Annotated in this window: 27 protein-coding genes and 1 pseudogene; 12 read left to right on the forward strand and 16 right to left on the reverse strand. The window is 28.6% G+C overall.

The genetic code is table 11. The features are described 5' to 3' along the window. The first annotated feature begins 131 nt into the window (after positions 1 to 131). From L8W64_RS05610 to mnmH, 7 genes are read left to right on the forward strand one after another with little or no spacing between them, the layout of a single operon-like run. The gene (locus L8W64_RS05610; protein ID WP_263673113.1) at positions 132 to 1,076 is read left to right on the forward strand and encodes an NAD(P)-binding domain-containing protein; all 945 of its coding nucleotides are present in this window, start codon (positions 132 to 134) and stop codon (positions 1,074 to 1,076) included. Beyond that, on the forward strand, positions 1,070 to 1,762 hold the full coding sequence (locus L8W64_RS05615; RefSeq protein WP_263660941.1) for a tRNA1(Val) (adenine(37)-N6)-methyltransferase: 693 nt from the start codon (positions 1,070 to 1,072) through the stop codon (positions 1,760 to 1,762). The genes L8W64_RS05610 and L8W64_RS05615 overlap by 7 nt, the downstream gene beginning before the upstream one ends. Then, entirely contained in the window at positions 1,752 to 2,123 is a 372-nt protein-coding gene (locus L8W64_RS05620) for a YkgJ family cysteine cluster protein (RefSeq protein ID WP_263665189.1), read from the forward strand. The genes L8W64_RS05615 and L8W64_RS05620 overlap by 11 nt, the downstream gene beginning before the upstream one ends. Further along, positions 2,099 to 3,334: a tetratricopeptide repeat protein gene (locus tag L8W64_RS05625; RefSeq protein WP_220567118.1), complete on the forward strand. Its 1,236-nt coding sequence runs from the start codon at positions 2,099 to 2,101 to the stop codon at positions 3,332 to 3,334. The genes L8W64_RS05620 and L8W64_RS05625 overlap by 25 nt, the downstream gene beginning before the upstream one ends. Then, complete coding sequence (locus L8W64_RS05630) at positions 3,319 to 3,921, forward strand: indole-3-glycerol-phosphate synthase TrpC (protein ID WP_258107523.1); 603 nt, start codon at positions 3,319 to 3,321, stop codon at positions 3,919 to 3,921. The genes L8W64_RS05625 and L8W64_RS05630 overlap by 16 nt, the downstream gene beginning before the upstream one ends. Further along, entirely contained in the window at positions 3,921 to 4,409 is a 489-nt protein-coding gene (locus L8W64_RS05635) for an HIT family protein (protein WP_263673115.1), read from the forward strand. Before L8W64_RS05630 ends, L8W64_RS05635 begins: the two co-directional genes overlap by 1 nt. Then, positions 4,402 to 5,385, forward strand: a complete 984-nt coding sequence (gene mnmH, locus L8W64_RS05640) for a tRNA 2-selenouridine(34) synthase MnmH (RefSeq protein WP_220567121.1) — start codon at positions 4,402 to 4,404, stop codon at positions 5,383 to 5,385. The genes L8W64_RS05635 and mnmH overlap by 8 nt, the downstream gene beginning before the upstream one ends. On the opposite strand, the gene L8W64_RS05645 is transcribed toward mnmH, so the two are convergent. The 3 genes from L8W64_RS05645 to L8W64_RS05655 are packed head-to-tail and all read right to left on the reverse strand — an operon-like array spanning position 5,380 to position 8,808. Continuing rightward, the gene (locus L8W64_RS05645) at positions 5,380 to 6,900 is read right to left on the reverse strand and encodes an inorganic phosphate transporter (protein WP_133318806.1); all 1,521 of its coding nucleotides are present in this window, start codon (positions 6,898 to 6,900) and stop codon (positions 5,380 to 5,382) included. The genes mnmH and L8W64_RS05645 overlap by 6 nt on opposite strands. 43 nt (positions 6,901 to 6,943) lie before the next feature. Further along, the gene (gene pdxA, locus L8W64_RS05650) at positions 6,944 to 8,044 is read right to left on the reverse strand and encodes a 4-hydroxythreonine-4-phosphate dehydrogenase (RefSeq protein WP_133318805.1); all 1,101 of its coding nucleotides are present in this window, start codon (positions 8,042 to 8,044) and stop codon (positions 6,944 to 6,946) included. Then, on the reverse strand, positions 8,041 to 8,808 hold the full coding sequence (locus L8W64_RS05655) for a pyridoxine 5'-phosphate synthase (protein ID WP_263673120.1): 768 nt from the start codon (positions 8,806 to 8,808) through the stop codon (positions 8,041 to 8,043). The genes pdxA and L8W64_RS05655 overlap by 4 nt, the downstream gene beginning before the upstream one ends. 55 nt (positions 8,809 to 8,863) lie before the next feature. Here L8W64_RS05655 and L8W64_RS05660 point away from each other — a divergent pair, with 55 nt between their 5' ends. Genes L8W64_RS05660 through L8W64_RS05670 form a run of 3 tightly spaced genes read left to right on the forward strand, consistent with a single transcriptional unit; the run spans position 8,864 to position 10,927 of the window. Beyond that, positions 8,864 to 9,823 (forward strand): Ppx/GppA family phosphatase, encoded by a 960-nt coding sequence (locus L8W64_RS05660; RefSeq protein ID WP_263673122.1) that lies wholly within the window; start codon positions 8,864 to 8,866, stop codon positions 9,821 to 9,823. Positions 9,824 to 9,833: 10 nt separating this feature from the next. Further along, positions 9,834 to 10,277, forward strand: coding sequence for a GatB/YqeY domain-containing protein (locus tag L8W64_RS05665; RefSeq protein WP_263673124.1), 444 nt, complete (start codon positions 9,834 to 9,836; stop codon positions 10,275 to 10,277). Next, positions 10,274 to 10,927 carry a DNA/RNA non-specific endonuclease gene (locus tag L8W64_RS05670; protein WP_263673126.1) on the forward strand — a complete coding sequence of 218 codons (654 nt, stop codon included), beginning with the start codon at positions 10,274 to 10,276 and terminating at the stop codon, positions 10,925 to 10,927. The genes L8W64_RS05665 and L8W64_RS05670 overlap by 4 nt, the downstream gene beginning before the upstream one ends. Positions 10,928 to 10,958: 31 nt before the next feature. Here L8W64_RS05670 and dnaK read toward each other — a convergent pair whose 3' ends face one another. Genes dnaK through L8W64_RS05685 form a run of 3 tightly spaced genes read right to left on the reverse strand, consistent with a single transcriptional unit; the run spans position 10,959 to position 14,132 of the window. Beyond that, on the reverse strand, positions 10,959 to 12,821 hold the full coding sequence (gene dnaK / locus L8W64_RS05675; protein ID WP_263673128.1) for a molecular chaperone DnaK: 1,863 nt from the start codon (positions 12,819 to 12,821) through the stop codon (positions 10,959 to 10,961). Positions 12,822 to 12,843: 22 nt separating this feature from the next. Further along, positions 12,844 to 13,353 carry a nucleotide exchange factor GrpE gene (grpE, locus tag L8W64_RS05680; RefSeq protein WP_114640401.1) on the reverse strand — a complete coding sequence of 170 codons (510 nt, stop codon included), beginning with the start codon at positions 13,351 to 13,353 and terminating at the stop codon, positions 12,844 to 12,846. After that, positions 13,350 to 14,132 carry an HrcA family transcriptional regulator gene (locus L8W64_RS05685; protein WP_263673130.1) on the reverse strand — a complete coding sequence of 261 codons (783 nt, stop codon included), beginning with the start codon at positions 14,130 to 14,132 and terminating at the stop codon, positions 13,350 to 13,352. The genes grpE and L8W64_RS05685 overlap by 4 nt, the downstream gene beginning before the upstream one ends. Positions 14,133 to 14,372: 240 nt before the next feature. On the opposite strand from L8W64_RS05685, the gene L8W64_RS05690 reads away from it, so the two are divergent. Continuing rightward, a complete protein-coding gene (locus L8W64_RS05690) occupies positions 14,373 to 14,504 on the forward strand; it encodes a hypothetical protein (RefSeq protein ID WP_256374638.1) in 132 nt (43 codons plus the stop codon). Here L8W64_RS05690 and L8W64_RS05695 read toward each other — a convergent pair. From L8W64_RS05695 to L8W64_RS05715, 5 genes are read right to left on the reverse strand one after another with little or no spacing between them, the layout of a single operon-like run. Then, positions 14,493 to 15,122, reverse strand: coding sequence for a hypothetical protein (locus tag L8W64_RS05695; protein ID WP_263666174.1), 630 nt, complete (start codon positions 15,120 to 15,122; stop codon positions 14,493 to 14,495). The genes L8W64_RS05690 and L8W64_RS05695 overlap by 12 nt on opposite strands. Then, a complete protein-coding gene (locus L8W64_RS05700; protein ID WP_263660951.1) occupies positions 15,119 to 15,355 on the reverse strand; it encodes a hypothetical protein in 237 nt (78 codons plus the stop codon). Before L8W64_RS05700 ends, L8W64_RS05695 begins: the two co-directional genes overlap by 4 nt. After that, positions 15,339 to 16,391, reverse strand: a complete 1,053-nt coding sequence (locus tag L8W64_RS05705; RefSeq protein WP_039618500.1) for a DHH family phosphoesterase — start codon at positions 16,389 to 16,391, stop codon at positions 15,339 to 15,341. Before L8W64_RS05705 ends, L8W64_RS05700 begins: the two co-directional genes overlap by 17 nt. Before the next feature lie 9 nt (positions 16,392 to 16,400). Next, positions 16,401 to 18,560 (reverse strand): flagellar biosynthesis protein FlhA, encoded by a 2,160-nt coding sequence (flhA, locus tag L8W64_RS05710; RefSeq protein ID WP_263673133.1) that lies wholly within the window; start codon positions 18,558 to 18,560, stop codon positions 16,401 to 16,403. Continuing rightward, positions 18,553 to 18,957 carry an Rrf2 family transcriptional regulator gene (locus L8W64_RS05715; protein WP_220567238.1) on the reverse strand — a complete coding sequence of 135 codons (405 nt, stop codon included), beginning with the start codon at positions 18,955 to 18,957 and terminating at the stop codon, positions 18,553 to 18,555. The genes flhA and L8W64_RS05715 overlap by 8 nt, the downstream gene beginning before the upstream one ends. A gap of 184 nt (positions 18,958 to 19,141) precedes the next feature. On the opposite strand from L8W64_RS05715, the gene rpsO reads away from it, so the two are divergent. Continuing rightward, entirely contained in the window at positions 19,142 to 19,414 is a 273-nt protein-coding gene (rpsO, locus tag L8W64_RS05720) for a 30S ribosomal protein S15 (protein WP_012661650.1), read from the forward strand. Positions 19,415 to 19,601: 187 nt separating this feature from the next. Here rpsO and L8W64_RS05725 read toward each other — a convergent pair whose 3' ends face one another. The 5 genes and pseudogenes from L8W64_RS05725 to L8W64_RS05745 all read right to left on the reverse strand — a co-directional run. Then, entirely contained in the window at positions 19,602 to 20,495 is an 894-nt protein-coding gene (locus L8W64_RS05725) for an RsmB/NOP family class I SAM-dependent RNA methyltransferase (RefSeq protein WP_263673135.1), read from the reverse strand. Continuing rightward, positions 20,482 to 20,868, reverse strand: coding sequence for a Holliday junction resolvase RuvX (gene ruvX / locus L8W64_RS05730; protein WP_263664421.1), 387 nt, complete (start codon positions 20,866 to 20,868; stop codon positions 20,482 to 20,484). Before ruvX ends, L8W64_RS05725 begins: the two co-directional genes overlap by 14 nt. After that, positions 20,865 to 21,632 carry a DNA-protecting protein DprA gene (locus L8W64_RS05735; RefSeq protein WP_263664420.1) on the reverse strand — a complete coding sequence of 256 codons (768 nt, stop codon included), beginning with the start codon at positions 21,630 to 21,632 and terminating at the stop codon, positions 20,865 to 20,867. Before L8W64_RS05735 ends, ruvX begins: the two co-directional genes overlap by 4 nt. After that, positions 21,619 to 22,683 carry a divergent polysaccharide deacetylase family protein gene (locus L8W64_RS05740; RefSeq protein WP_263673136.1) on the reverse strand — a complete coding sequence of 355 codons (1,065 nt, stop codon included), beginning with the start codon at positions 22,681 to 22,683 and terminating at the stop codon, positions 21,619 to 21,621. The genes L8W64_RS05735 and L8W64_RS05740 overlap by 14 nt, the downstream gene beginning before the upstream one ends. A 1-nt stretch (position 22,684) precedes the next feature. Beyond that, positions 22,685 to 23,224: pseudogene (locus L8W64_RS05745) on the reverse strand (ketol-acid reductoisomerase); the annotation flags it as partial.

Raw genomic sequence — 23,224 nt, forward strand, 5'->3', positions numbered from 1 at the left:
AAATTTTATTAATTTAATAATTTATAAGCATAAAAAATTTATTTACAAAATAAAAATAATTTCTGTTTTTTATTTTTTATTATTGTTTTTTTGATACATTTACATAAACTAAAAATTAAAAAAGGGAAATAATGAAAATTTTTGATATGGTAGTTATTGGTGCTGGCCCTGCAGGTATTGCAGCGGGAGTAGAAGCTAAAATAAAAAATAAAGAAGTTATTGTTTTAGAAAAAGCTGATGCGATTTGTCAAACCTTAGTAAAATTTTACAAAGAAGGTAAAAGAGTAGACAAAGCTTATAAAGGTTGTGATAGCACAAATCACGGGCATATAAATTTTGAAGATGGAACCAGAGAAAGCACAATAGAAACTTTCCAAAATGCCATTAAAGAGCATAATCTTGAAGTAAAGCTTTCTAGTGAAGTTGAAAGTGTTAAAAAAGATGGAGAAAATTTCATAGTTAGCACTGCAAATGAAAATTATATTTGTAAAAATGCAGTTATTGCTATAGGTAGAATGGGTAAGCCAAATAAACCAAGCTATACTTTACCTATAACTTTAACAAAAATCATCAATTTTAATGCAAATTCAGCAAGCCAAGGTGAAAAAATCTTAGTTGTAGGCGGTGGAAATTCAGCAGCAGAATACGCTATAGATTTAGCTAAAAATAACGATGTTACACTTTGCTATAGAAGAGAAACTTTCTCAAGATTAAACGATATTAATCTTGAAGATATTCAAAAAGCTTTTGAGCAAGGCAGTGTAAAAGCAAAACTCGGCATAGATATAACTGGTATTGAAGATGAAAATGGCAAAGCTAAAGTAAATTTCACTAACAATACAAGTGAAATTTATGATCGCATTATTTATGCTATTGGTGGTTCAACTCCACTTGATTTCTTACAAAAATGCTCTATAGAAGTTGATGAAAAAGGTGTGCCAAGCTTTGATGAAAACAAAGAAAGTAATGTAAAAGGATTATTTGTAGCAGGCGATATAGCGAGTAAAAACGGAGCTTCTATTGTAGTGGGTTTAAATGATTCATTTAAAATCTGCGATCATCTTTATAAATGCTAAAACTCTTTCAATATTCAAAAGGCTATCGTTATAATAATGATAGCCTTTTACTTTTTGACTTTTTATCTAAAAATAACTTAAAAGGAAATATCCTTGATATAGGATGTGGATGTGGAATTTTAGGACTTTTAGTAAAGCAAAAATTTCCAAATTCAAAAGTTTATCTACTAGATATTCAAGAGCAAAATATCAAACTAAGTTATAAAAATGCCAAAGAAAATAAACTTGAAATTCAAAGCATTTGCGAAGACTTTTTAAACTATAAAAGTGATATAAAATTTGATTTTTTAATCTCTAATCCTCCATTTTATAAAAAAAATACACAAAAAAGCCAAGATTTGCATTTATGTATATCAAGATATCAAGAATTTATGCCGCTTGAGAAGATGTTTGCCAAAATAAATACTTTAATCAAGCCAAATGGTAGTTTTTTTATGTGCTATGAGGCAAGTTTTTTAGATGAAATTTGTGCTTCTTTAAAGCAATTTAAATTAAAGCTAGTTTCTCTTCAATGCATTCACACCAATACACAAACTAATGCAAGGCTTGTTTTAATGCATATTAAAAAAAATAGTAAAAGCCCTTGTGTGATAATGCCTACGCTTTTTATGTATGAAAATAATGTTTTAAATCCAAAAATTAGTGAAATTTATGAAAATACAGGAACTATAAGCTATGATATGTGAAAAAGACTTTGATTATTCTTTTGATGAAAATGCTTGTAAAATATGCGGTGGAAAATGCTGCACTGGAGAAAGTGGATATATCTATGCTAGCAAAGAAGAGCTAGAAGCTATTGCTGCTTTTTTAAATTTAAGCTTTGAAGCCTTTAAAGAACAATACCTTATCAAAGTTGGATTTAAATATAGTTTTAAAGAAGTAAAGCATGAAAATGGCTATCGTTGTATTTTTTTTGATACAATGTATAAAAAATGTTTAATTTACAAGCATAGACCAAAACAATGCAAAACTTTTCCATTTTGGGAGTATTTTAAAACACACAAAGAGGAGTTGAAAGAAGAATGTATAGGGGTTTGCTTTCACTAATTATCGTTTTTATCCTAACAAACCTTGCTTTGGCTAAAAGCGAAGATAAAATCTTACAAGCACTCATTTATGAAGAACATGGACAGTTTCAAAAAGCATGTGATATTTATACAAATTTATTTCATGAAAATAATGAAAGTATCTATTTGCAAAAAGCATTGCTTTTAGCTTTGGGTGCTAACTTAAAACAAAAAGATGAACTTTTAAAAGCCTCTAAAGAATTTTTAAATCATACAGCTATTGCAAGATTAAATGCTTTGCATTTTTTTGAAATAGGAGATTATAAACAAGCTGAAACTATACTTTATAAACTCATTAAAGAAGAGCAAGATTATAGAAACTATGAAATACTAGGTGATATTTTTGCTAAAAAAGCTTTATACACCAAAGCTTTAGAGCAATACAATCTTGCTTATAAGCTTTTTGAACATGAAAATTTATTACTTAAAATAGTTGAAATTAATATTAAAAATAAAAATATCGATCAAGCTAAAAAAGCTTTAGAAGAATTTGTAAAAAATTCACAATGCACTCTTAAAACATGCACCCTACTTTTAAAAATTTATCAAGAGCAAAAAAACAATAAGGCAAGCATTCAAACCCTTGAAAAACTATATAAACTCAACAATGATATTAAATATATATATGCTATGATAGAATTACTAGTGCAAGAAAAAAATTATAAACAAGCTCTAAATTTAGTCCAACAATACAACATAGATCCTGATACTAAAATTTTCTTATATACACAAACAAAAAATTATAAAAAAGCTTACGAAATAGCTTTAAAACATTATGAACTTAGCAAAGATAAAAAATACCTTTCTATGGCAGGGGTTTTAGAATTTGAAATTTATATGGATTCTAAAAGTAAAAAAATCACGGATCCAAAAATTCTAGCTTCTATTATGAAAAAATTTGAACAAAGTGTAGATGTGCGTAGCGATGCTTTATATCAAAACTACTATGGCTATGCCTTAATCGAATATGATATTGATATTGCAAAAGGCATAGAATTAGTAGGCTGGGCACTTGAACAAGAACCACAAAATCTTTACTACCTAGACTCTTTAGCTTGGGGCTATTATAAACTTAAAAATTGCAAAAAAGCTTATGAAATTTTACAAAAAACATTCCACGATAAAGAATTTGCAAATTCCCAAGAAAGCAAAGATCACTTAAAGGCCATTGAAAAATGTTTAAAACAATAGATTTAAAAAATCATTTTTCAAAAACACAAAAAATTCTAGAAAATAAAAAAGAAATTTTTCCTTATGATATGCTAGGCAGAAGCCTAGCTTCTAATGCTTTTTATCCTAAAGATATTTACACACTTTTGCTTGAAAGAAAACTTTCGCATTTTTTATACTCCAAAGATTTAAATTTTAATCATGAAAATTTTGATGCTATCGTTTTACCAACAAGTCCTTTGCTTAATCAAGACATACAAAATTTAAGTCTTTTTAGACGCTATCATGAAAAACCCATTGTGCAATTTGACTTTATTTTTGATGAATATCAAATTTTAGAAAGCTTGGTATATGGAGCTGATGCGTTTATTGTATTTCCTAAAATGCTAAAAACTATGCAACTAAAAAAACTTTATAATTTTGCAATACATCTTGGCTTAGAGGCCATTTTTTATATTGAAAGCAAAAGCGATCTTAATAATGCTATTTTAGCAGGAGCTAGAATTTTTTTATTAGAAGATGAAAAGCTATTACCTTTGATACCAAAAAATAAAGCTCTTATAAGTAAAAATATCAAAAATCTGCATGCTTGCATAAAGGAGAGTTGATGGAGTATTTATACGCACCTTGGAGGGATGTTTATTTTAATAATAAAGATAAAAATTTTTGCCCTTTCTGTCATTGTAAGTATGAACTCAATGAAGATGAAAAACTTAGGGTAATTTTTAGAGCTAAAGAATGTTTTGGCATTATAAATAAATACCCTTATAGTCCGGGTCATTTCATGATTATCCCTTATGATCATTTAGAAAATATAGAAGATTTAAATAATGATACATGGCTAGAAATTAGCCATTTTGTGCGTATTGGAGTTAAAATTTTAAAAGAAAACTTTCATGCTAAGGGTGTTAATATAGGTATGAATTTAGGCAGTGCAGCAGGAGCTGGCATAGCGCCGCATTGTCATTATCATTTAATCCCAAGATGGCAAGGGGATACAAATTTTATCACTACCATAGGACAAACTAGAGTTTGTGGGAGTGATTTGGGAAAAGTTTATACCACCTTATGCAAAGCTTTTAAAGATTATGTATAAAGAAGTTGATTTTGAAAATTTTTTAAAATTTAATTTTGATCTTTTAATTGATGTAAGAAGTCCCAAAGAATACAAACTTGCTCATATAAAATCTGCGCAAAATTACTACGCACTAAATGATAATGAATTTGAAGAAATAGGCACACTTTATAAGAAAAATAAAGGCTTAGCTAAAGCAAAAGGCGCAAGTTATATTTGTAAAAATATGAGTGAACATATTAATAAACTTTATCAAAATTATAAAATAGGTTCTTTGGTGGGAATTTATTGCGCAAGAGGCGGTAAAAGATCAAAAGCTATTGCTTTAATCTTGGCTGAACTTGGTTATAGAGTTGTAAGATTAGAAGGTGGATACAAGGCCTATAGAAGTTATGTGAGCGAGTTTTTTAGGAAAGATTTAAATATTGAGTTTTTATGTCTTTGTGGTAATACAGCAAGTGGTAAAAGTGATTTAATCCAAACTTTAAATAATGCTTTAAATTTAGAAAAACTAGCTAATCACCAAGGATCAAGTTTTGGTAAAATTTATGGAGAACAACCAAGCCAAAAAGCCTTTGAAGATAAGTTGTTTTATTTTTTAAAAGATTATACTCACAAAACTTGTTTTATAGAAGCTGAAAGCAGACAAATTGGAAATTTAACTATCCCGCTAAATTTATATAATAGTATGCAAAAAGCTAAGAAAATTTGGTGCGAGTGTGATATAAATTTACGCATTCAAAGAGTTTTAAAAAACTATACTCCAATGGATAAAAAAGTATTTTATCAATGCGTTGAAAAAATATCACCTTATATCAGCAAGGATTTTAAATTAAGACTTTGTAAAAATTATGAAGAAAATAATTTAGAACTTTGTGTAAAAATGCTTTTTGAATATTATGATAAAGTATATAAAAAACCTGCAAAAATTGATTATTTTATAAATAGCTCTAATTTAAATGAAGCTAAAAAATATCTTATGAGTTTAAACTCATAAGATTATATTTACAAAAATTACAAAAATAATACTTGAAAGAATTCCAGCAACTGGTAAAGTAATAACCCAAGCTAAACCAATAGGTTTCATCATACCCCATTTAGCATCTTTATTAAACACCCCTATACCCAAAATAGCGCCGATTAAAATATGGGTTGAGCTAACTGGAATTCCAAGTTGAGTTGCTAAAAGTATAACAATACTTGCACCAAGTTCAGCACTAAAGCCTGTTGTTGGCTTAATTTCTGCTAGTTTTGAACCAACAGTTTGAATAACTTCTTTACCTAAAAACCAAAGTCCAATAACCAAAGCTATACCAAACATAAGCATTACAGCAAATGGCACTGGCGAACTTGGATTAATGGTATTATTTTTAAGCACATCTAAAATCGCAGCAAATGGTCCAAGAGCATTAGCTATATCATTAGCTCCATGCGAAAAAGCAAAACTAGAAGCAGTAAAAATTTGAAACCACGAAAAAATCTTTTCTATAGTTTTATTTACTTCAGTTTTTTTCATCAATCTTACAACAGCCAAAGTAACTATATAAGCAAAAATAGAAATAATAGAAACTATCCATAAATTCTGCACCATATCTAAAGTAGAAACTTTATTTAAACCTTTAAATAAAAACATTGACGCTATTATTAAAGCAGCTATCCCTGCAACCAAAGGAACATGAAATTTCATTTTAGAAAAAACATCTATATTTTTTTCTTTTTCTTTTAATTCTTTAATTTTTAACTTATATTCACTTCTTTTTTCATCATCATCTAAAACAATGGCACTTAATTCTTTAATTTGCTCTTCTTGACTTTTGTTTTTTAAATTGATAAAAAAATTTTCTTTAAACTCCTTTTTTTCTTTTTTAATTTCTTTTATTTGCATATTAATCAAAGCCGAAGGTTGAAGTATTTTTTTATAAATATAAGCATAAATTAAATACGCCACAAGTCCACCAAGTAAAGGAGAAATAACCCAACTCATAGCTATTTTATAAATACCATTCCAATTTACCATAGAAAAAGCTTGGTCTTGATCAAAAAATACAAACCCCATAGCTATACTTGAACCTACAATACCACCTATAATGCTATGAGTAGTAGAAACTGGAAGTCCTTTTTTTGTTGCTATAAATAACCAAATACCTGAACTTAGCAAAGCAGAAAGCATAACACATACAAACACCATAGGATCAACACTATCTGGTAAAACTACTATACCACTTCTTATAGTATTAGTTACTTCCCCACCTGCAAACACAGCTCCACTTAATTCAAATACTGCTGCAATAATTAAAGCTTGCTTGATAGTAACTGTCTTAGCTCCCACGCTAGTACCAAATGAATTTGCAACATCATTACCGCCAACATTAAAGGCCATAAAAATTCCAAATACACTAGCAAGAATAAATAATATCATGGAATTATTAGGAATATAATTATAACCCCAAACAAAAAAACACAAAACGCTTACAATAAAAATAAAAAATGCAATGGTATTGTCTTTACTCAAGCATTCTCCTTAAGAAATTATTTTAAGAATATTTTAGTAACTTTTACTTATTTTTTTCTTTGATTTGTAAAAATTGTAAAGCAGATTTTACTGCTTGCATATAACTTTGTAAGTTTATTTTTTCATTTTTATAAGCCCTATCATAAGCTGTTCCATGATCAACACTAGTTCGAATTATGGGTAAATTTAAACTCGCATTAATACTTTTATCAAAATATAAAGCTTTTAAAGGTGCTAAAGCTAAATCATGATACATACTGACTAAATACTTGCATTTACTTAATGCAAAAGGAGTAAAAGCACTATCGGCCACTAAAGGCTCACTTAAAAAAATATTTTCCTTATAAGAAAACTCTTTTTCTTTTTGACTTAAAAAATATTCATTTTCTAAATTTTGTAAATTTAATGCATGATCTTTTAAAAATACATTTGCCATTCTTATGGCCTTTTTTATTTCTTGCTCTTCCTCTCCACCTATTACGCCATTATCGCTTGCATGAGGATTAAAACCCAAAACTCCAATTTTTTCAAATAAAGTGCATTGATAAAAATTAATTAAAAATTTCGCAAGCTTAAAAGCCTTAATCTCTTTATAAACATCTCTTAAAGGCATATGTTCAGTATATAAAGCCACAAAAAGCTCATCACACCCTAACATCATAATAGCATCTTGTTTGAAAAAATCTCTTAGTGCTTCAGTATGACCTTTATAGCTCACTCCCCCCATTTGCCATGTTTTTTTATTAATCGGTAAAGTTACTAAAGCATCTAAAAATAAATGCGTGCAATAACTAGCTCCTTCAAAACTTAAAAAAGAATAAACTCCACTTTTAGCGTCTAAATTTGCAGGATTTAACTCAAAATCAAAATCAATAATTTTATTAGCTTGATATGAAAACTCATAAATTAAAAAATTTTCTTTTTCTTCTTTAAAGGTAAACTGTGGTTTTAAAGCATTAGAAATTTCAACTAAATTGATTTTAGATTTAGGATTTATTTTCAAAAGTTTATTTGCTTTTTGAAATAATTCATAATGCACAAAATAATAAGGATCACAAATTTTTACTAGCTCATCATGACAAGATAATAAAATTTGCATACCTATGCCATTTAAATCCCCTATGCTAATAGCAATTTTTTTCATCTTTTAATCAAAGCTTTCATTTGCAATATAGCTTTTTCTAAGCCCACAAAAACCGATCTTGCTACTATACTTTGGCCTATATTTAACTCTTCTATTTCTAAAATATCTACAATATTTTTTACATTTTTATAATTAAGCCCATGACCAGCTGCTACTCTTAAATTTAAACTCTTAGCCAAACTTGCACTTTGTCTTAATCTTTGGAGTTCATTTTCTAAAAGCTTTTTGAGTTCATTTTTACTTAAAATTAATTCAGGCAATGCATAAGAAGTTTGATTGATATTAGTATATAGTGCATTATAAATATTAGCATACAAGCCTGTATGAAGCTCTATAAAATCAGCATTTAAAGAAGATGATTTATTAATATCTTCTAAATTTGGATCAATAAATAAAGAAACTTCAATTTGCTCTTGTTTTAAAGCATTAATGGCTTCTTGTAGTTTTTCATTGTCTAAATTTAAACCACCTTCTGTTGTAAGCTCTTGTCTTTTTTCAGGTACTAAAGTAACGCGCGAGGGTTTGTATTTTAAAGCATATTCTATCATATCAATAGAGCATTCTAAATTCACTACACACTTGCAATATTTTAAGATATTTTCTAAATCAAACTCATTAGCATGACGACGATCTTCTCTTACATGGATAGTGATTTGATCAGCTAAATTTGCACTCAAAATAGCAGCTTCAAGTAAATCAGGATCATTTACTTTTCTAGCTTCTCTTAAAACTGCTATATGATCGATATTAACCCCTAAAAGCATAAGTTTTCCTTATAAGTTTTTTGCTATTATACTTTAAATTTTTTAAGGAGAGCTAGTGCTAGGTATTGATATGGGTTCAAATACATTGAGAGCTGTTTTGATGGATGAGAATTTTAATAAATTAAAAAGCGAAGAATTTATCATAGGAGCAGCTAAAAATATGCAAAATGACACCATTAGTGATGAAGCTATAGAAAGAATTTTTAGCGCTTTGAAAATCTTAAAAGAAAAAAATTATAACTTAAGTCAAGCTAAAGCAGTCGCCACAGCTGCTTTTAGAAAAGCAAAAAATACTAAGCTTATTTTTGAAAAAATTCAAAAAGAATTTAAACTTGATATAAAATTAATCGACGCAAAAACCGAAGCAAAACTAAGCGTTTTAGGTATACAAGAGCGTCTTAAAGCTCTTAAACTTTTTAGAAAAGACTTAAGTTATTGTGATTTGGGCGGTGCTTCTTGTGAAATTTCAAATGATAAGTTTAGCAAAAGTTATGATTTTGGAATCATTAGTTTTTATGAAAGAATGCATTTTAAAGCCATAAAACCAAGTGCTTATGTAAGATTTTTTAAAAAATATCCACAAAATCTTGTGCGTATTAAAGATGAAAAATTAAAAATTCATCTAAGCCCCTACCCTGCGCATTTAAAGCAACTTGCCTTAAAAGCTTTTAATCTTAGTAAAGATATAAAATTAAAAGGAAATTTTTTCATACTAAATTCAGGAGTACCCACCACACTTTGTGCTTATAAACAAAACATAAAATACAAAGATTATCTAGAAGAAAGTGTAAATGGCAAAATACTCAAACGCAAAGATTTTTTTGATTTTGCATTAAAAATTTGGAATTTAGAACAAGAAAAAGCTAAAATTTATCTTGGAGAAAATAGAAAAAAATACCTCATAGCAGGCTCAATGATACTTTTTGCTTTATTTAATAAGCAAAAGCTTATTGTGATTGATGATGGTGTTAGAGAAGGTGTGTGTATAGCACATTTTAAAAATATCAAATTTTAAAGGAGAAAAAATGAGTTTAAAAGATCAAATTTTAGAAGATATCAAAGAAGCTATGCGTAATAAAGATGATTTTAAAAGAAACACTTTAAGAACGCTTAATGCTAGCTTTAAACAAATAGAAGTTGATGAGAGAATCACACTTAATAATGAAAGAATATATAAAATCATTGCGAGTGAGATTAAAAAACGAAATGAAGCCGCACTTGCTTTTAGCAAAGGTTCTAGAGAAGATTTAGCACAAAAGGAACTCCAAGAAGTAGCTATTTTAAGTGCTTATTTACCAAAACAACTTAGCGATAAGGAATTAGAAAGTGAGCTAAAAAAACTTATAGAAAAACTACAAATTAGCTCTTTAAAAGAACAAGGTATTTTGATGAAAGAAGCTAAAGCAGCTTTTGGCGCGAGCGTTGATGGTAAAAGACTTAATAAAATGGTAAGAAAGCTTTTAGCATGAAAAAAGTTTTAACACTTTGCGCCTTAGCTTTAAGCTCTTTTGCTTATACTCAATATGAATTACATCCTAGCTTTAAAGCTTATTTTAAAGACTGCTCTTTATTAATGGATAAATATTATTATATTAATTGTTATGATTATAATTATAAAGGCACTAAGGCAATTGCTTATAAACTAGAGGCTAAAATTTTAAATCAAGGGCACATCAAAAAACGCCCAAAATTTAAAGATGATACCAATATTCCTAAAAAGTATAGAACTTATTGGGAGGATTATATAAGAAGTGGTTATACAAGAGGGCATGTTGTACCAAATCAATCCATGAATGCAACCCCACAAGCCCAACTTAGCACTTTTTTAATGAGCAATATCACTCCGCAAAAAAAAGATATTAATGCAGAAATTTGGAATGAAATCGAACAAAGAGAAAGATATTTAGCAAAGAAAAATAAAGAATTGGAAGTCTTAAATTTAGTACTTTATGATGATAAGCCAAAACGCATTAAAAACAACATAGCCATTCCTAGTTTTTATATCAAAATTCTTAAGGCTAAAAATTTCAGCGAATGTTATAAAGTGCCAAATAATGATAATTTTGCAAGATTTGATAGAAATTATTTTAAGGAAGATTGTAAAAAATATATTGATTAAACTAGAAGCAACAAGGCTTCTAGTTTAGTTTTTATTCAACTTCAGCATCGATTACATCATCGTCTTTTTTCTTTTGAGTATTTGGTTCTTCTTTTTTATACATATTTTCTGCTAATTTATGAGAAACTTCACTTAAAGCTTTCATTTTGCCCTCGATTTCTTCTTTAGAAGCATTAGCATTTTTCAATGTCTCTTTTAACTCATCTAAAGCTTTTTGAATATTTGCTTTATCATCATCGCCTACTTTATCTCCAAGCTCACTTAAAGATTTTTCTACTTGATGTACCAAACTATCAGCAGCATTTCTAGCTTCTACTGCTTCTTTGCGTTTTCTATCTTCTTCTTTGTGAAGCTCTGCATCTTTTACCATATTATTGATTTCTTCTTCACTTAACCCACTTGAACCTGTGATTTTAATCTCTTGAGCCTTACCTGTAGCTTTATCTTTTGCACTAACTGTTAAAATACCATTTGCATCAATATCAAAAGTTACTTCAATTTGTGGCATACCACGAGGTGCTGGTGGAATTCCTTCAAGATTGAAATTTCCTAAAGATTTATTATCACGGCTAAATTCTCTCTCACCTTGTAAAACATTGATAGTAACTGCGCTTTGATTATCTTCAGCAGTTGAGAAAACTTGCTCTTTTTTAGTTGGTATAGTTGTACCTTTTTCGATGATTTTAGTCATCACACCACCTAAAGTTTCAATACCTAAAGAAAGCGGAGTAACATCAAGCAATAATACATCTTTAACATCACCTTTAATAACCGCACCTTGAATTGCCGCACCTATTGCAACAACTTCATCAGGATTTACTGATTTATTAAGCTCTTTTCCAAAGGCTTTTTTAACTTCTTCTTGTACTAGTGGAACACGAGTAGAACCACCCACCATAACAATTTCTTTTACTTCACTTTTATCAAGCCCTGCATCTTTTACTACTTCATTAATTTTGCTAATAGTTTCAGCAACTAAACCATCAATCATACTTTCAAATTTAGCTCTTGTTAGAGTTTTAGTTAAGTGTTTTGGGCCACTTGCATCAGCTGTGATAAATGGTAAATTAATATTAGTTTCATTAGCTGAACTTAATTCTTTTTTAGCATTTTCAGCTGCTTCTTTTAATCTTTGCAAAGCCATTACATCGTTTTTAAGATCAATACCTGTTTCATCTTTAAACTCATTTGCTAAAAAATCGATTAATTTATTATCAAAATCATCACCGCCTAAAAATGCATTACCACCTGTTGCTAAAACTTCTACAACATTATCACCTGTTTCAAGCACAGTAACATCAAATGTACCACCGCCTAAATCATAAACTACAATTTTTTCACTTTCTTTTTTATCAAGTCCGTAAGCCAAAGCTGCTGCAGTTGGTTCGTTAATAATTCTTAATACATTCAATCCTGCAATTTGTCCTGCTTCTTTTGTAGCTTTTCTTTGTGCATCATTAAAATACGCTGGAACAGTAATAACCGCATCTTCTACTTTCTCGCCCAAGAAAGCTTCTGCATCTTCTTTTAATTTCATTAAAACTTTTGCTGAAATTTCTTGTGGAGTATAAATTTTACCTGCTATTTCAATCGCACAAGCCCCATTTCTCTCTGTGATATGATAAGGTAAGCGATTTTTAGCTTCTTTTGCTGCTTCTTCATTGATCATCAAACCCATAATTCTTTTTATAGAATAAATAGTTTTTTCAGGATTAGTCACAGCTTGACGCTTAGCGCTATCTCCAACTAAAACTTCTCCCTTATCTGTAAAAGCAACTACTGAAGGAGTAGTGTTTTTACCTTCTTTATTTGGGATAACTTTACTCTCGCCTCTTTCATATACACTCACACAAGAATTTGTTGTACCTAAATCTATACCTATAACTTTTGCCATTTTTTATCCTTTTTATTAAATTTTATTTTGCAACACTAACTTTTGCTGATCTAATTACTCTATCATTCATCATATAACCTTTTTGTAAAAGTTGGACAATATGATTGCTTTCATGATCAGCGCTTTCAACATGAAACATCGCTTCATGTAAATTTGGATCAAACTCACCATTTGCTTCTATTGCTTTAACCATATGTTTTTCAAGTTTTTTCAAAAGCAAGTCTAAAGTGTTTTGAACCCCTTCTTTTATTTTCAAACTTAATTCATCATTAGCTTCTACATTAATAGCCGCCTCTAATGCATCAACTACATCAAGCAAATCTTTAGCAAAACTTTCATTTGCATAAATTGTTGCTGAAATTTTTTCTTTTTCCATTCTTTTTTTGATATTTTCAAATTCAGCATTTGCTCTTAAATAAGTATCTTTTAACTCATTATACTCTGCTTGAAGTTTTTCTAATTCATTGTTTTGATTTTCTGAATTTTCCACTGCTTCTTCTTGCATTTGCTCATTTTGCTTTTCTTCGCTCACGCAGCCTCCTTTATAATATTTAACATTGTTTTAAAATCAGAATACACACTACCGGCAAAAACCACATTAGATTCTTTGCCTAAAAATGTACTCTTAAGCTTTAATCCCATAAAGCCCTCTTCAAATAAAGGATCAAATTGCAATTTATCGTTAAAATAAAATCCAATTTGAGGAGATAAAAGCTTAGCAAATTCATCATTTTGATAAATTTGATAAGCTTTACTCTCATTATATCTATAATAAACCATAGCTTCTTTTAGCATAGTTATTTTTTCCAATAACTCTTTAAACTCAACTCTAAAAGCTAAATTTTCAATACTTTTTAGATCAAGTCCTATAAGTCTTTGTAAGAAAACCAGACTATCCTGACTAAATCTTAAAACCAACTCATTTTGTCCAAAATCAAGTATGATAAATTTATCATTAATCTTGGTAATATCTTGCAAAATAAGCTCATCGCCACCATAAACTAAGGTATAAATTTCAAACTTATCAAGCAAAAACTCTAATAATGCAAGATCGTTAATCACAATCTCATCTTCGCAAAGTTGCTCATACCAATAAGCCTTCATAGCACTAAAAGTTGGTATGCGACCACTGCTAATATGAAGTTGCGTTAATACACCTTCATCACTTAATTTTTTAAAATAAACTCTTATAGTAGAAGCAGGTATGCTAACTTTATGATTTAACTCGTTAGAACCCACAGGGTTATTACCCTCTAGATAGGTTTCAATGATAGTTTTTAAAATTAAATCTTTTTTACTATAAGACTTCACTATAAAACCTTAAATTTTTTATTTTAGCACTCAATGTTTTTAAGTGACAAAATAATTATACAACTTTAGTATAATAATGTCAAGTTATTTTTAAATAAAAATATTTAAAATTATTTAGTCTATATAACTAAAGTTTATTTAGCCATTTATATATAATATATAAAAACTTATTTTTCAGTTTTTTTAAAAGAAAAGATAATATAATTGCGTCTAGCAATATTTTTTAAAAGGTTTATAATAATGAAAAATCTTACTTTAAGAGAAAAGCAAGATCTTGAAGCTTATGTGTTTTCCAATATAGAAAGAAAAAAAATGGCTTTAAGTAGAATTTTAAAGTTATATTATTTAAGATTTTTTAGATTAGTTTTTTAATTTATATTTTCTCATACCCTCTTTTGTAAAAGATAAGTCTTTAAAATCAGGGGATGAGATTAACTCCATACAAGTTTTATCCAAATTTTCCATTCCACTTACTTGCATACTAGCTTGCAAATTTTCATCTAAATATAAATCAAAAATTACACAAGCTTGATTATTGACCTTGTAGAGAATTTTTCCACCTTTTTTCTCATCTAGTTCATACGCTTGTAATTTATCATTTTTACTCATTTTTTTAATTTCATTTGCAAAAGATTGATGTAAGGTATAATAAATCATAAAATCGCGCATAATATTTTTAATATCAGCAATTTCTTTTCTTAGTTTTGATAAATCTTTAGTGTATAAACTTATAAATTGCGTATTTAAGTATTCATTTAGACTTTTTTCGTTTAATTTTTCACACAATGGATAAATTTTAACCACGAAAGCCTTATCTTTAGCAAGTACTATATCCACACAAGCTTGCTTGTTTTGTTTGTATTCTAAAAATAAAGCTTGACTAGAGCTTAAATTTAGCGTGTTTTGTTTATTATAAGCAAAATCACTTAAATCTTCATAGATATTTGCATAAGAAAAAATTCCTATAAAAAGCAATAATAAATTTTTCATTCAAATAAATCTTTATGATGAATTTTTAAGTACTCCACTACTTCTAAAATCTCATCAACTCCTTCTTTTTGGGTATTTTGACAAACCTCATCAATACAATCAATATAAACTCCAATTGCTTTTTCTAATTTTGTTCTTTTTACCCCAGTAAACAAGAGCATTGCTTCTAAAACTATGCTTAATTCATATTGTAAATTTTCTATTTCTTCTTTAAAATCATGATTTGTTTTCATTATTTTCCTTTAATTCTTTGCTTTTAATCAAATCTACAAATTGTGCTTTTATAAAATCATAATTAGAGCTATCTTTATACGCAGCAAACAATCCTCCGCTAGCATTTTTATGCCCTCCCCCATTGACCAAACTTTTAGCCATCAAACTCACATCGATTTTATTATTTGCTCTAAAACTTAAGGTTTTTCTCGAACTAAGATCAACAAAAAAATCAAAATCAGGATTTTGCATTAAAAAATCATTTCCAATTACGGAAGTATTGCCTATATTTGAAGTTAATAAACCTTTACTTCCTTTATAAAATACACTAAATTTTTCTTTATTTACACTTAATCTTTCTACCACAAATTTAGAAATTAAATTGCTTAAAGTATCATCATTTTCTTTTTTAAAAAAAGATTTTTTTAAGCCATGTAAATCATCATCTAAATTAATATGAGCATTTTTTTGATGAATGTATTTTCTACAAACATCAAAAAGATAAAAAAGATATTTGATATTTTCTTGTGCAAACATTACCCTATTGATTTCTTTTGCTCCAGAAACCATACCAAGCAGTACTTTTCCAAGTTCAAAGTTCTCATCTTCACTCAACCAAATATCTACTGCATTTACCACATCCACAAATTCTGACAAAGCCTTATTTTCGCCATAACATTTACTAAAAAAATCATAAACAATCTTAGTAGCACATCTTTTATCATCTAAAAAATACCAAGGATATTTTTGCATACATTCTAAGCCACTTTGATGATGATCTAAAAGTAAAAGTTTGATTTTTTTGCCTTCTATGGCTTTTTGAAAATCTTCACATTGACTTAATGTTAAATTTAAATCCGTGATTAAAATCACAAATTCTTCATTAGGATTTTGCTTTAAATCTTCCTCTATATTTTTAAAAATCACATTAAAATTTTCATTAATTTCTTTACCATAATTAGAATTATAAAAATAACAATTCTTAAAATAAAAATCTAGCACATACTGACAAGCATAGCCATCTAAATCCGTATGTGAAAGATGATAAATTTTCATATTTTTCCTTTATAAATTATCAACTTTTATGATACCTTCTGTTTCAAACTTGGTATTTTCTGCAATCTCAGCAAAACTTAAGACCGTAATATTAATACCAAAATTAGAACAAATATCAGCAATGAATTTTCTAAGTTGCGGCTCAACACAAAGCAAGAAAGGCTTAATTCTTGTATTTGCCACACTTGCAAGTTCAGCTTTTAAAGCTTCTACTAAAGCACCAGTTTGAGCTACATTTATCATTAAATGATACGAACCATCTTTAAACTGCACATGCTCCATTAATTTTGCAGCCGCAGCAGCATCAAAAATATAAAAGCTAATTTGCCCTTTTTCATCCACATATAAATTTGTAATTGCTCTTGCTAAAGAAGCCCTTACATGCTCAATAATCATATCCAAACTCTTGCTTACTTCAGCTATATCACTAATTGATTCTAAAATTGTAAGCATATCTTTAATAGGAATATGCTCTTTAAGTAAAGCTTTTAAAACTTTTTGAATTAAACCTATACTAGCAACCCTTAAACAATCATCTACCACGATAGGATAATCATTTTTGATTTTATCTAATAAATTTTGCACTTCTTGTTTAGTCAAAAGCTCTGAAGCATTAGCTTTTATAAGCTCACTCATATGGGTTGAAATCACACTTGCTGGATCAATTACAATATAACCATTTAGCGTTGCCTCATCTTTTAAGGATGATTCTATCCACAAAGCATCAGAATTAAAAGCAGGTTCTTTAGTAGCTATACCTTCGATAGGTTCAGTGATAAAACCACTATCCATAGCTAGATATTTATCGGGATAAATTTCAGCACTAGCTATACCCACACCTTTGAGTTTAAAAGTATATTCATTTGGTTTTAATTGCAAATTATCTCTAATTCTAATTTTTGGCATTAAAAAACCTAAACTTTGAGCTATATTGCGTCTTGTTGATCTAATGCGCTCTGTTAATTCACTTTCTGCTAGTTTGATAAGTCCATAACCTAATTCTAATTCTAAAATTTCTAATTTTAAAATATCTGTGATTTTATTTTCTTCTTCTTTTAAGATTTCTTCTTCGCTGCGTTTTTGAGGTTTAGCTTGTTCTTCTTCATGGGTTTCTTGAGACTTTTTAGCTGAAATTGCATTGATTTGAATTTTACCTTCTTGCACTTGCTTTATCATATAACCAAGTCCTAAAAACACCAAAGCCATAAAGCCCAAAGAAAAATGTGGTAAGCCTGGCACTAAAGCAAATATAAATAAAACAAAGCCCACAATTAATAAAGTTTTGTATTCCCCTAAAAGCTGATTGATAGAACCTTCAGCAAAATTATCCTCATCTTTACTAGCACGCGTGATGATAATTGCAGTTGCCGTTGAAGTTATAAGTCCAGGAATTTGAGAAACAAGTCCATCGCCTATTGTTAATATAGTATAAGTTGAAGCACATTCTCCAAGCTCCATATCATGCTGAAAATAACCTATCATAAACCCACCAATTAAATTTACAATGGTGATAATAATCCCAGCAACAGCATCCCCTTTTATAAATTTAGAAGAACCATCCATTGCTCCATAAAAATTTGCTTCAGCTATGATTTCTTGGCGTCTTGCGCGTGCAGTTTTTTCATCAATCAAACCTGCATTTAAATCCGCATCAATAGCCATTTGCTTACCTGGCATTGCATCAAGGGTAAATCTTGCTTGAACTTCAGAAACCCTTGTACTACCTTTAGTTACAACCATAAAATTGATTAAAACTAAAATACAAAAAACAACCATACCTATAACATAATTTCCACCAACAACAAATTCACCAAAACTTGCCACTATATCACTAACAGCAGCTGGACCTTGATGACCCTCGCTTAAAATCATACGCGTTGTAGCTATGTTAAGTGAAAGTCTAAAAAGCGTAATAATTAAAATCATAGTTGGAAAAGTTGTTAAATCTGTAGGTTTTGGTATATATAAAGAAATTAAAATAATTAAAACTGAAATTGCTATACTTAAAGCAAGAAAAAAATCTAAAACTATACTTGGTAAAGGTACTATAATAATAGCTAAAATTGCAATAATTACAGCTACTATAGTTAGACTCTTTGCCCTTAAAATAGGTGCAACAAGTGGAGCAATCCAAGGCAATACTAAGCTAAAAATATCCCTTTTAGCCATTATTTTGAATAATATCCTCTAGAGTAATAGAAACTAAAAAATCATCTATCTTATTTTGAAGCTTCACCAACACAGGCATAATTTTACAATTTTCTTCTTTTTGCGAAGGACAAATTCCATTACTGCACTCAAATACATTGATAGATTTTTTCTCTACACTATTAATAATTTCTTTTAAAGTGTATTCACTTGGCTTTTTAACAAGCATAAATCCACCTTTAGCACCCTTATAAGATTTCAAAAGTGCGTCTTTGGCAAGTGCTTGTAAAATTTTTGCTAAAAAACTTTTTGGTATATCTAAAACACTTGACATAGTATCTACATCTTGTGGTTCTTGGGATTTTGCTATATGAATTAAAGACAATAAAGCATATTCGCTAGCTTTGGTAAATAACACTTTTTTCCTTTCATTAAAATATTAATAAACAATATCTATTTTTAACTTTAAATAAAAATTTTAATTATATCAAAAATATGTGTTGTTAAATATTAAATTTCTTATTTTTTAAATTTCAGCATTTTTTTTGTTTTTTTAGTTATAATTGCACTTTTTATTTTAAATACCGCTCAGGAGGTCTATTATGGCTTTAGATTCGGCTAAAAAAGCAGAAATAGTTGCAAAATTTGCTAGAAAAGAAGGAGATACGGGTTCTCCAGAAGTTCAAATCGCACTTTTAAGCGCAAGAATTTCAGATTTAACAGAACATTTAAAAATCTACAAAAAAGATTTTTCTTCTCGTTTAGGTCTTTTAAAGCTTGTTGGTCAAAGAAAAAGACTTTTATCTTATCTAAAAAGAAAAGATTATCAAGCTTATTCTAAATTAATCAGCGAATTAAATTTAAGAGATAAATAAGCCTCGTGCTTATTTATCTTTAATATATTTTATTTTAGTTATTTACCACTTCTTTAATTTAAGTTTTCAAAATTTCAATATTTTATTCACAAGAGTTTCACGATGTGATTTTAGCTTCTAAGTATCTAAAAATAGCACTTTAAGTTTTATGAGTAAAAATATTTTTCACATTTAATTTTATTGATTTTTAATGTTTTTTCACTTTTGCTATAAAAAACCCATCTGCATAATTATCTGGTAAAACTCTTTTGGCAAATGACAAGTCAAAATCATCACTTTTTGCATTAATGAAGTTAACATTTAATAAATCAAAATCTAGTAATTCTAATTTAAAATTTTCATTTCTTAACGCATTTTCTAAAACAGCTTCATTTTCTTCTCTTAAAAATGTACAAGTACTATAAACCAATTCCCCACCATGTTTTAAGGCTAGTAATGCTGAATGTAAAAGTTTTTTTTGCAAATTTGCTATTTGCTTAATTTCTTTTGTGTTTTTTTGTATTTCAAAACCCATTTTTGCAAAAGTTGAACAAGGCGCATCAAGCAAAATTTTATCAAATTTCAAAGGACAAGCTTTACCTATAGTGCGTGCGTCTTTTAAAAAGCATTTTGCAATTTTAACTTGATAATTTTCCATAGTTTTTTTTAAGGTAAAAAAGCGTGTTTTAGATAATTCACAACTTGCTAAATAACCCTCATTTTGCATAAAATTGGCCAAATTTAAACTTTTTCCACCAGGAGCTGCACACATATCTAATACACTCTCACCAGCTTTAACACCCAAGGTTTTAGCACATAAATACGAAGAATAATTTTGTATATAAAACTTACCCTCATTAAAAGCATTCATTGAGCTTAATTTGCTTTTAAAAATACTAGGTATTTTATAACAATACAAATCAATTTTTTCAAATTTTATATTTTTTTCATTTAGAATTTCTTCTAGTTTTTCATTGTCAATAAGCAAAGAATTTCTAAAAATATTGACATATTTTTCTTGATTAAAACTTTGAAGGATTTGTTCTTTTTGCTCTTTTGTATAAATTTCATCTAAAGCTGTATTTAAATCAAGCAAGGCCATAAAAATCCTTTAAAAATAAATATGCAGCTAAAGAATCAAGTTTGCCATCTTTTTTCTTTAAATTCACTACACCAAGCTCTTGTGCGTTTTTAGAGCTAAAACTCTCATCAACAAAAAAAACTTCTTTATCAAAACCAAGTAAAGATATGAAATGCTCTATTCTTTTTCGCATTTCATCTTCACTAGATCCACCCAAAGGAATTCCTACCACCAAAGTATTTACATCATAGTCTTTAATGTATTTTTTTACCTCATTTGCTGCTTGATTGCGATTTTTTCTAATGATAGCTTCAAGTGGCATGGCCATGCTTTTATTAATACACAAAGCAACACCAATACGCTTTAAACCTATATCTAACGCTAAAGTATTCATATGCAAGCTCTTATTTTCACTCCAGAAATTTCCACCAGACCCTCAAGTTCATATTCATAAACTCTATCACCAAATTTTTTCAAAACTTTTTCTAAATCATTTTCATGCTTTAAAAAGCTTAACAAATCATCCTCACTTTGCTCTTGATAAAGCTCTCCAAACATTTTTACAAATTCCTCAAAATTATGAATTAAATTTGCTTTTTTTGTGGCTAAAAGTAAATTTGTTCCTTCACTTTCATCTTTCCTATGAGGTAATACATATATAGGTTTATTCATACTCAAAGCAAGCCTTGCACTTTGCATAGAACCACTTTTTAAATCAGCTTGAGCTATTATAACAACCTCACTTAAAGCAATAATAAGCCTATTTCTTAATAAAAAATCATATGGCTTTGCTTTATATTTTGCTTCATTTTCACTTAAAGCTAATGCATTTTCATAAATATTTAAAATTTCATTTGTATTAGATTTTGGATAAATCTCATCAAGTCCATTAGCAAATATGGCTATAGTTTGAGGATAAGCTATTTTAGCTGCTTGGATATCCACACCCAAAGCCCCACCACTTACTACACAAACCTTAGTTTTTTTTAACAAAGATACTAACTCAATGAGACAATTTTTAGTATAAACACTCATTTTTCTAGAACCTATAATAGCTACTTTTCTAGCATTTAAAAGCTCTAAATTGCCTTTATAATAAATCTTTGAAGGTGGATTTAAAAGATTTTTAAAATCTTCAATATTCTCAATAAATTTCATTTAAATATACAAGTTCAACTGAATTTAACAAATCTTTACTTTGCACCAAAGCTTTAAAAGTCTTTTCTCTTGGATGACCAATAGCTATAGCAAAACCTTTCTTTCTTGCCTCTTCTACTGCTTGTTTGAGTTGATTTTTAATATATGCTATATCATCTTCATTATCTAAAAAAACATCTCTGGCTATATAAGGCTGATTAAATTGACTTACTAAATTTTTAGCTTTAGAATTTCCTATGGTTCTTGAATCTACAAAAATAAAATCATTTTGTTTAAAAGCATTAAATAATTTTTCCATAGCCTGCTTATTTGCAGTAAATAAACTTCCTGTATGGTTGTTAATAAATTTTACTTTTGGAAATTGTTCTTTTACAAAAGCAATGCGCTTGCTTATTTTTTCCATATCATCACTAGGGTGTAAAGTGTTTAATTCTGCCTTGTCATATTTTATAGCAGCAAGAGGCAAATGCACCATAAAAAAGTCAAAATCCTTTGCAAACTCAGCTGTATAAGGATGGCGTTTATCAGGTGGAAAAAAAGATGGGATTAATTTTAAATTTGTTTTTTTAAGCATATCTACATGAGTGTGACTTGCCATATCATCTATGATAATTGCTAGACGAGGCTTGGTATTTTTTTGTACTAGAATTTGAATTTTATTATCCTCGCTTTTATCTGATATATTTTGCTCTTCATTTTTTGATTCTTTGCTTGTATTTTGATCTATTACTTCTAAAATTGAAGTTTGATTATCTTCTTTAGTTTGATTTAACTCTGTATTTACAGGGTTTAAATTTAAAATTTCACTAATATTTTTATCTAAAAATTCTAAATTTTCATTTTCTAAAGTCAAATTTATATCATTAAAACTAAAATTATTTTCTTGTTCTATTATAGGTAATGGTTCTTTTTTGTTTATTGTTTGATTATAATCTAAACCTTTATTTTCTTCTTTTTTTAAAAACAAAGCTCCAAATGCAAAAAGAAAAATTCCAATTACAACAAGACAAAGCGCTAAAAGCACTTTGTATTTTTTATTTATAGTTTTCAAATTAGTTTTTATCTTTATCAACTAATTTTTTAGCACTAATCCAAGGCATCATAGCGCGAAGTTCGCGTCCTGTTTTTTCTATCAAAGAATCATTCATTAATTTACGCTCTGCATGCATTCTTGCAAAATTCGCTCTTCTTTCTAAGATAAAATCTTTAGCAAAACTTCCATTTTGTATATCTTTTAAAACACCTTTCATAGCCTCTTTAGTTTCTTTGGTAATAATCTTAGGCCCTGTGATATAATCTCCATATTCAGCAGTATTAGAAACAGAATATCTCATATCAGCAATACCACCTTGATAAATCAAATCTACAATTAATTTCATTTCATGCAAACACTCAAAATACGCCATTTCAGGTTCATACCCTGCTTCAACTAAGGTTTCAAAACCAGCTTGGATTAAAGCACTAAGTCCTCCACAAAGCACCGCTTGTTCGCCAAATAAATCTGTTTCAGTTTCAGCTTTAAAAGTCGTTTCTATAATACCTGTTCTACCACCACCTATAGCACTAGCATAACTTAAAGCTAAATTTTTAGC

This window comes from Campylobacter sp. IFREMER_LSEM_CL1097, assembly GCF_025772225.1.
In the GTDB taxonomy this organism is placed as follows: domain Bacteria; phylum Campylobacterota; class Campylobacteria; order Campylobacterales; family Campylobacteraceae; genus Campylobacter_D; species Campylobacter_D lari_D.

What these genes read in the sequence shown, in the direction of transcription:
- L8W64_RS05610 (WP_263673113.1), top strand. Translation starts at nt 132, where the DNA reads ATGAAAATTTTTGATATGGTAGTTATTGGTGCTGGCCCTGCAGGTATT.
- L8W64_RS05615 (WP_263660941.1), top strand. Translation starts at nt 1,070, where the DNA reads ATGCTAAAACTCTTTCAATATTCAAAAGGCTATCGTTATAATAATGAT.
- L8W64_RS05620 (WP_263665189.1), top strand. Translation starts at nt 1,752, where the DNA reads ATGATATGTGAAAAAGACTTTGATTATTCTTTTGATGAAAATGCTTGT.
- L8W64_RS05625 (WP_220567118.1), top strand. Translation starts at nt 2,099, where the DNA reads ATGTATAGGGGTTTGCTTTCACTAATTATCGTTTTTATCCTAACAAAC.
- L8W64_RS05630 (WP_258107523.1), top strand. Translation starts at nt 3,319, where the DNA reads ATGTTTAAAACAATAGATTTAAAAAATCATTTTTCAAAAACACAAAAA.
- L8W64_RS05635 (WP_263673115.1), top strand. Translation starts at nt 3,921, where the DNA reads ATGGAGTATTTATACGCACCTTGGAGGGATGTTTATTTTAATAATAAA.
- mnmH (WP_220567121.1), top strand. Translation starts at nt 4,402, where the DNA reads ATGTATAAAGAAGTTGATTTTGAAAATTTTTTAAAATTTAATTTTGAT.
- pdxA (WP_133318805.1), bottom strand. Translation starts at nt 8,044, where the DNA reads ATGAAAAAAATTGCTATTAGCATAGGGGATTTAAATGGCATAGGTATG.
- L8W64_RS05655 (WP_263673120.1), bottom strand. Translation starts at nt 8,808, where the DNA reads ATGCTTTTAGGGGTTAATATCGATCATATAGCAGTTTTAAGAGAAGCT.
- L8W64_RS05665 (WP_263673124.1), top strand. Translation starts at nt 9,834, where the DNA reads ATGAGTTTAAAAGATCAAATTTTAGAAGATATCAAAGAAGCTATGCGT.
- L8W64_RS05670 (WP_263673126.1), top strand. Translation starts at nt 10,274, where the DNA reads ATGAAAAAAGTTTTAACACTTTGCGCCTTAGCTTTAAGCTCTTTTGCT.
- dnaK (WP_263673128.1), bottom strand. Translation starts at nt 12,821, where the DNA reads ATGGCAAAAGTTATAGGTATAGATTTAGGTACAACAAATTCTTGTGTG.
- L8W64_RS05690 (WP_256374638.1), top strand. Translation starts at nt 14,373, where the DNA reads ATGAAAAATCTTACTTTAAGAGAAAAGCAAGATCTTGAAGCTTATGTG.
- L8W64_RS05695 (WP_263666174.1), bottom strand. Translation starts at nt 15,122, where the DNA reads ATGAAAAATTTATTATTGCTTTTTATAGGAATTTTTTCTTATGCAAAT.
- L8W64_RS05700 (WP_263660951.1), bottom strand. Translation starts at nt 15,355, where the DNA reads ATGAAAACAAATCATGATTTTAAAGAAGAAATAGAAAATTTACAATAT.
- L8W64_RS05705 (WP_039618500.1), bottom strand. Translation starts at nt 16,391, where the DNA reads ATGAAAATTTATCATCTTTCACATACGGATTTAGATGGCTATGCTTGT.
- flhA (WP_263673133.1), bottom strand. Translation starts at nt 18,560, where the DNA reads ATGGCTAAAAGGGATATTTTTAGCTTAGTATTGCCTTGGATTGCTCCA.
- rpsO (WP_012661650.1), top strand. Translation starts at nt 19,142, where the DNA reads ATGGCTTTAGATTCGGCTAAAAAAGCAGAAATAGTTGCAAAATTTGCT.
- L8W64_RS05725 (WP_263673135.1), bottom strand. Translation starts at nt 20,495, where the DNA reads ATGGCCTTGCTTGATTTAAATACAGCTTTAGATGAAATTTATACAAAA.
- ruvX (WP_263664421.1), bottom strand. Translation starts at nt 20,868, where the DNA reads ATGAATACTTTAGCGTTAGATATAGGTTTAAAGCGTATTGGTGTTGCT.
- L8W64_RS05735 (WP_263664420.1), bottom strand. Translation starts at nt 21,632, where the DNA reads ATGAAATTTATTGAGAATATTGAAGATTTTAAAAATCTTTTAAATCCA.